Annotated in this window: 3 protein-coding genes and 4 pseudogenes; all 7 read right to left on the minus strand. The window is 71.6% G+C overall.

Going from position 1 to position 6,647, the window contains the following annotated elements:
• Positions 1-1,083: 1,083 nt before the first annotated feature.
• Positions 1,084-1,336 (minus strand): annotated as a pseudogene (locus UK94_RS71860) (C40 family peptidase); the annotation flags it as partial.
• Between the two features lies 1 nt (position 1,337).
• Positions 1,338-1,754 (minus strand): annotated as a pseudogene (locus UK94_RS71865) (hydrolase Nlp/P60); the annotation flags it as partial.
• A gap of 1 nt (position 1,755) precedes the next feature.
• A pseudogene (locus tag UK94_RS71870) lies at positions 1,756-1,980 on the minus strand (hydrolase Nlp/P60); the annotation flags it as partial.
• 156 nt (positions 1,981-2,136) lie between these two features.
• Positions 2,137-2,800 (minus strand): replication-relaxation family protein (locus UK94_RS31330; RefSeq protein ID WP_235490867.1); only part of this gene is annotated, 664 nt, incomplete at its 5' end.
• A gap of 1 nt (position 2,801) precedes the next feature.
• A pseudogene (locus tag UK94_RS71875) lies at positions 2,802-3,150 on the minus strand (replication-relaxation family protein); the annotation flags it as partial.
• A 34-nt stretch (positions 3,151-3,184) separates the two neighbouring features.
• A complete protein-coding gene (locus tag UK94_RS71880; RefSeq protein WP_313949627.1) occupies positions 3,185-3,673 on the minus strand; it encodes a type IV secretory system conjugative DNA transfer family protein in 489 nt (162 codons plus the stop codon).
• A 2,044-nt stretch (positions 3,674-5,717) separates the two neighbouring features.
• The gene (locus tag UK94_RS71885) at positions 5,718-6,299 is read right to left on the minus strand and encodes an ATP-binding protein (RefSeq protein WP_313949628.1); all 582 of its coding nucleotides are present in this window, start codon (positions 6,297-6,299) and stop codon (positions 5,718-5,720) included.
• Positions 6,300-6,647: the final 348 nt, after the last annotated feature.

Below are 6,647 nucleotides of genomic sequence, written 5' to 3' on the forward strand. Positions count from 1 at the left end.
CTCTGTGTCATTCGGTGTACCTTTCCGACCTACCCGATCAAGGTAGATCGATCCTGGTCCACCTCTGGCTTACACAGTCGTCATGACACGCCCGGCAGTCGCTGGACGGTGNGGGAGCCCTTGCGCACCACGCTGATCAGCTGCTGGCCTGGGTCGGCGTCCGCCTGCGTGGTCCCCAACAGCTCGCTGGCCCGAGCGCCTGTCGACACGTAGAACGCGACCAGCGCGCGGTCACGGTGGCTGAGCAGGGCGGCGAACAACTCGTTGAAGCGCTCGTCCGGGATCGCGCGAGGCACCCGCTTCGGAACCGTCGGCCGATACAACCCGACCCTGGTGTTGCGGAACGGCTCCAACGGATTGTGGTGCGCATGCGCACGCCCCTCCTCCCGCTGCCGAACCAGCGGAAAGGGATTGACAGCCGGTCCGCTTCCCCAACGCCGATGACAGTCGTAAAAGGCCCGCAGCACCGTCTCGCTATGCGCGACTGTCCGGGCCGCGTACTNCGCTCCCGGCGCGGGTCTACCCGTGACCGGATTGGGGCTACCCGCCCCCGACGCCCTCCTCCTTCCCGGGCCGCTCGCCGGCTTGTCAAGGACCCGCAGCCAGCAGGAAAAGTCACGTGCCTCGATTCTCCCCGCCGCATCCCAGGACAGGCCGATCGCCCACAGAAAACGGAACCAGCGCAGGAGATCCAGGNCATAGGAACGTTGAGTCGCCGCGGACCGACCAGCCGCCTGCAGATCCTTCAAATAGACTCGGGCGGGCTCGACCACCTGACCGGAACCGTCCAGCAGCAGGTACGGCTCCCACAATTCGCCCGTGTCCCGCAGACACCCGATGNGGGGCACGACCAGCATGGTCAAGTCCCGCTGGCCACTCCCGTCATCTACCATCGCCCCACTCCAGTCGACAGGAACGGCGAGCAGGAGCTCACCACGCCGGAGAACCATACGATCCAAGTAGTCTGCCTGTCCCCACACTCCATTCACGGCAACGCAGGAAAAGCGACGCGGATCGCCATCACACCAAGGAATGGTCACCTCAGCTCCGACCTGCGGGGCGCGTGATTCCCACAAGATTAGNCCAAATAGATTCCATGCGGACGACTGCTCCTCTGTGGGGCGCATCGATCATTTCGGTAGCTGAGATCGCGATCCCAACGTGGGTCACGTCGGTCCGACCGCTCCCGAAGAACACCAGGTCCCCCGGCGCAGGCGCAGTACCCGTTGGCAGAAGTGGACCCGCGTCATACTGCTCCTGAGCGGTCCGCGGAAGATCCACCCCGGCCGCTTCATAGGCAGCCCGCGTCAACCCCGAGCAGTCAAACCCACCCGCCNCCCGAACCCCGCCGCCCGGTAGTTCAGTCAACTGGGGGCCGTCCCCACCCCACAGGTAGGGGATGCCGATCTGGCCCTGGGCGTAGAGGACGGCGGCGTAGCCGGCATCGGACGCGGTGGTGTCGGCCCCTGGGCCGTCAGTCGAGCCGTACTGGGTGGCCTGGGTAACAACCTGGGCGATGTAGGCGCCGGAATGGTTGTAGTCCCACAGGGCGCCGGTCAGGTCGGTGGCGACGTGGTTGTCGCATAGGTAGGCCGCGGCGGCGTAGATCGCGTCCTGGGGGTTGTAGAGCGACGGCGGGTTCGCGCCGCCTGCTGGTAGTTGGTGACGAGCGACGACGTCGGCGAACGTCGGGGCGAGGAACTGCATGGGGCCGCCGGCGCCGGCGCTGTTGGTACCGCTGGCCACGCCCGGCANCCGACTGCGTCCATGATCGGATTCGACTTTGCCGATGGCCGCGAGCGTCGTCCAGGACAGGCCGGGGCAGGTCGCTGCTGCCTGCATGTAGAGGGTCAGGTAGTCGGCGGGGACGTCGTCGAGCGCGGTCTGGCTGGGACTGCCGCCGCTGCCGCAGCCGAGGAACCAGCCGACGACCGGCACGCACAGGACTCGTTCTGCCAGTTGGGCGGCGGCGGCGCCCATGAGCACGATGAGCAGGACTACGGCGGCGGCGGCCCCGGCGAGGTATTTGGTCGTGGCCGCTCACCCCCGGTACTNTTGGGCGGCGGCGGCGCCCATGAGCACGATGAGCAGGACTACGGCGGCGGCGGCCCCGGCGAGGTATTTGGTCGTGGCCGCTCACCCCCGGTACTTCTCAGGGGGCATGGGCGCGGGTGGGCGCAGGCCCGATCCGGTGGGGAGGGCGTCCGGCCGGTCGGACACCGGCGCGGGTGCGGGCAGTCGGGGCCACGCGCGGGGCAGCTGGTCGAGGGGGAGCCGGCCGGCGCGGCTGGAGGTGAGGGGCAGCCAGCGGGCGGGGGCCGGGTCGAGCTGGTCGTCGGGTGGGGCGAGGGTGGCGGCGGTGGTCGCGACCGGGACGGTGTGCGGCTGGTCGAGCCCGGCGACGGCGTCGGCCAGGGCGCGGCGGGCGCGGGTCTCCCGGTTGGTGGTGGGGAACCAGAACAGGACCGGGGTGGTGATGCCGGTCGAGGTGGCGAGCCGCCCGTATTTGCTGATCTTCGCGGCGAGGCGGGCGTAGGGCTCGGTGGCCCAGTCGAGTTCGAGGAACCATTCGAGGTCGCCGCTGCGGCTGGTCCAGCGGCCGTAGGCGTCGGGGCGGACGATGTCGCCGAACGCGCGGCGGGTCCGGGCCTCCGACCACCAGGCGGTGAGGGTGCCGGGCGGGTTGGGCTGGCGGGCGTGGGCGATGAGGTGGGTGAAGAAGCCGTTGACGGCGACGCGGTGGGCGAGCTGGGGCCAGTAGGCGACGCCGAGCGCGCGGTCGTGCCGGTAGCCGGTCGCGNCCAGGTCGAGGCCGTCTTCGGCGGCGAGCAGGGCGGCGCCGGCGACGTCGCAGACGTAGTGCGCCGGGGGCATGCCCTCACCGAGGGGGCTGAGGGGCTGGAAACGGTCGATGACGCGCCAGCGGTAAAGCTGGAGCAACCTCTCGTTGGCGGTGCGCCGCGTGGGCCAGCCGACCTGGACGAGCTGGTGGGTAGTCAGGACCCGGTGCTCGTAAAGGAGCCGGGCAATCCAGCGGTCGCGCGAGCTGAGGTGAGGGGTGAGGTTCGCCAGGTGTTCGGCGTCGGCGACGACGCGGGCGGCGGGACGCAACGGGACGCGCAGGGCGCGTTGCGGCAACGGTTTGGCCATCGATGGTCCTTCGTGGTGGCAGCGAGGCGCGCGGTCAGGCGACGCGGCGCGGGTCGGAGGTGGGCCGCGGACCCGGACCGGTGGGAGCCGGCGCGGCGGGGGTGGCCGCGCGGCGGCGCAGCGCCCGGCGGATCTGCGCGGCGCGGCCCGGCACCGGGGCGGGGAGTTTTTCCGTGACGACCGTGAAGGCGGGAGCTTCTTCCCCGCCGACGACCAGGCGGGCGGCGGCGTGGAACACGCCGAGGTTGGCCAGGTCGTGCTCGGCCAGCCGGGGCTCGACGTGGCGGGCGAGCCGTTTCGCGTCCGCCGGGCTCACCGTGAAATAGATCTTGCTGCGGGCGTTGGCGCCGATGCTTTCTTCCAGGTGCCGAGGCAGCTGGGTAAGGTTCTGATGCGCCAGAACGATCCCGAGCCGGTAGCCGCGTGCGGCGGCGAGCATGTCCTCCAACGCGTACGGAAGCGTGAGGAAGTTGTGGGCCTCGTCCAGGTACAGACTGGCGTCGGGCCTTTTCCCTTGGGGCAGGCGGGCGCGCCGGGTGGTGGACTGCCAGACCNCAGAGACGACGATCGAGCCCATCAGCGCCGCGGTCTCGACCCCGAGGGCGTCTTGGGCGATGCGGACCAGGCACACCCCGCCGTCGTTCAACACCGCGTCCATGTCGACAGTCGAGGGGCCGGCCGCGATCGCGGCCCGCACAAACGGCCGCAACAGGAACCCACGGAGTTTGTTCATCAGCGGGGCGACGACGTGGCCTCGCGCGGCCTCGGAGAGGGCTTCGTACCAGGTCCAGAAGCCGGCCAGGATGTCGTCGTCGATCTCACCGAGTGCCCGGTGGCGGTAGGCGGTGTCGGTCAGCAGTTTCGGCAGATCCGTGATCACAGGAACGCCGGGTTGAGNGGCAAGGGTGAGCAGACCGGCGCGGAAAATATCCTCGGTCCGGGGCCCCCACGAGTCGGCGTACACCCGGGAGAAGATCGAGACGAGGTTGTCGACGGCCCGCCCCCTGTCGGGCTGGTCCAGCGGGTTCAGGCACGGCGGTCGGCTGTTCGACTCGGCGTCGAACAGAACGAGGCGGTCGAGGGCGTCCAGGGGGTAGCGGGCGAGGATGTCGATGATCTGGTCGCCCTTCGGGTCGACATTGACTACACCTCGGTGCGCGGCGACGTCGTCGAGCGTCATGCGGGCGAGCAGTTCGGATTTGCCCGCGCCGGTCGCGCCGAGGACGTGCAGGTGATGCCGGGCGTCCGGGACCCGCAGACCGACCGGCCGCGCCTGCCCGGCGTCGGTGCGCCCGATGGGGCGGACGTTCGGGCCGGGGCCGGCAACGCCGGGCGGCGGGGCGATGGCCTTCGCGCCGGCGCGTTGCAGGCCGGGGGTCGCCTCGTCGACCGGCAGGTGNGCGAGCGTGCCGAGTTCGGCGACCGAGAGCAGGTCGCCGCGGCCGAACTGCCGGGCGGCGAGGACGGGCAGCGGGCGGCGTAGCCGGACCCGGCGGTAGTAGTTGTGGTCGCCGTAGGCGGCGAACGCCGACGCGATGGCGTGCGCCCGGCCGCGTAGCTGGCTGGCCACCTGCGCGGTGGTGGTGTCGTCGGTGTGCTCGTCGAGGATCGCGGCGATGGCGTAGCGGACGCGGACCTCGTACTGGGCACCGCGCTGCTTCGTGACGATGGCGCGGTCCTCCGCGGACAGGGCCAGCGACGTCTGCGGGTCGACCTTCACCGTGGCGGTAGCCGTCCGGCGGCGCTGCCGGGTGCGGCCGGTGTGGGGTGTGAGCAGGTCCAGTAGGCCGCCGGCCAGGTGCGCCGAGCCGGCGGCGCGTAGCCGGCGGGCAGCCCGACGCGCTTTGGCAACACGGCGGCCGGTGACCGGCCGGGCCAGGATCTGCACCGCCGCCCGCTGGTTACGGGCCAGGCTGCCGGGCGCGCCGAGCAGGGCGCGCAGGGGGTCGGCGTCGTGGTCGACCCGGATGGGCAGCGCTTCGGGGCGGGCGAGGCGCAGTTCGCCGCCGGCGGCGAGCAGCCGCCGTCCCGGCCGGGCCACGACGGGCAGCGGCGCGCGGGCGGGGGTGGTGTGGGTGTGCGCGCCGGGCCAGGACGCCTCGACGGCTCGTTCCACCATCCCGTCGGGCACGACGCCNGGTACCCAGATCTGGATGCGGACCCCGTCGCCGGTGAACTGGTACTCCCACACCAGGTGCGGCTGGCCGACCAGGCGTCGCCAGCCGGGGCGGAGCAGGCCGAGCAGATTCGCCCACAGGGCGGACGCGCCCGCCGGGTCGACGGTGGGCGGGGCCAGCACGGTCACCAGGCGGGCGCCGGCGATCAGCCGCTGCTGGTAGCGGCGGCGCAGCCGCCGACGCCCGGTGAGTAGACCGGCGGCGGCGAGGATGAGCAGCGGGCCGGCGACAGGGCCCCAGACCAGCGCCCACCCCCGTAGCGCGCCGAGGATCTGGTGGAGGAAGCCCCCCGGGTCGGTCAGATAGGTGGCAAGCGGCGACGACGGCGTGGTAGCCGCCGCGGCGAACAGATCCATGGCTACGATCTCCCTGCGGATACGACGATGCTGGTCAGGCGGCATCGAGATAGATCTGGCCGTCGTCATCGGTCGAGTCATCCGGCACGGCGAGATCGAGAAAGCCGCCGTCGTCGGGGTCGGCGGCGAGTTCGGCCGGGTTGGTCGTGACCAGGCGGTGCTCGACATGCGAGGCCAGAGCCTGAAAAGCAACCCGCTGTGCCCCCGCCGCGAGGAGCCCCTGCCCGCGGTCGGCGGACAGCAGGAACTGCCGTTCGCCTTGGGACAGGTCGAACACGGCGGTGATCTCATCGATCGCCTGCGGTGCCTGCCTCAACAAAATTTGCGTGGCGGCGTTGGTGACGATCGCCTTGCCGAGGTCGGTGGCGAGCACGTCGGCGGTGTCCTGGGTCGCCACGGTGAGCCCGGCCCAGTACTTGCGGGACGACTTCGCCATCCGGAACAGGAAGTCCGCGCCCGCCTGCTGGCGCATCAGCAGCCACGCCTCGTCCACAACCACGAGCCGGGGCCGCCGGTCGGCGGGGTTCGACACCCGTCGCCAGACGGCGTCGAGGACGAGCAGCGTGCCGATGGCTTTGACCTCGTCGGGCAGGTCCCGCAGCGAGTAGACGACCAGGTGGNCGTCGCCGCGGCCGGTGGTCGGCCCGTCGAACAGACCCGAGAACGCCCCAGCCGTGAACGGGTGCAGCCGGGCGCCAAGCGCCACCGCCGCCGGGTCCTCCGAGGCGGCCAGCCGGGCGGCGAGATCGGCCAGCAGCGGCGCCGGCCGGCCCCAGCTACGCGGGTCGGAGCTGATCCCCGCCGCCTGGTAGGTCGCGGTGATCGCGACGTCGAGGGCCGCCCGTTCGGCCGGAGTCAGCTGTCCGACCAGGACGGAGATGACGGTGTGCAGGAACAGGCTGCGGCGCACCAGCGCGTCGCGCGGCGCGGTCCGACGGCCGTCCGGGGTGGTCTGGATGGGCAG

The organism is Frankia sp. AvcI1 (assembly GCF_001420875.1).
GTDB classification, from domain to species: Bacteria; Actinomycetota; Actinomycetes; order Frankiales; family Frankiaceae; genus Frankia; species Frankia alni.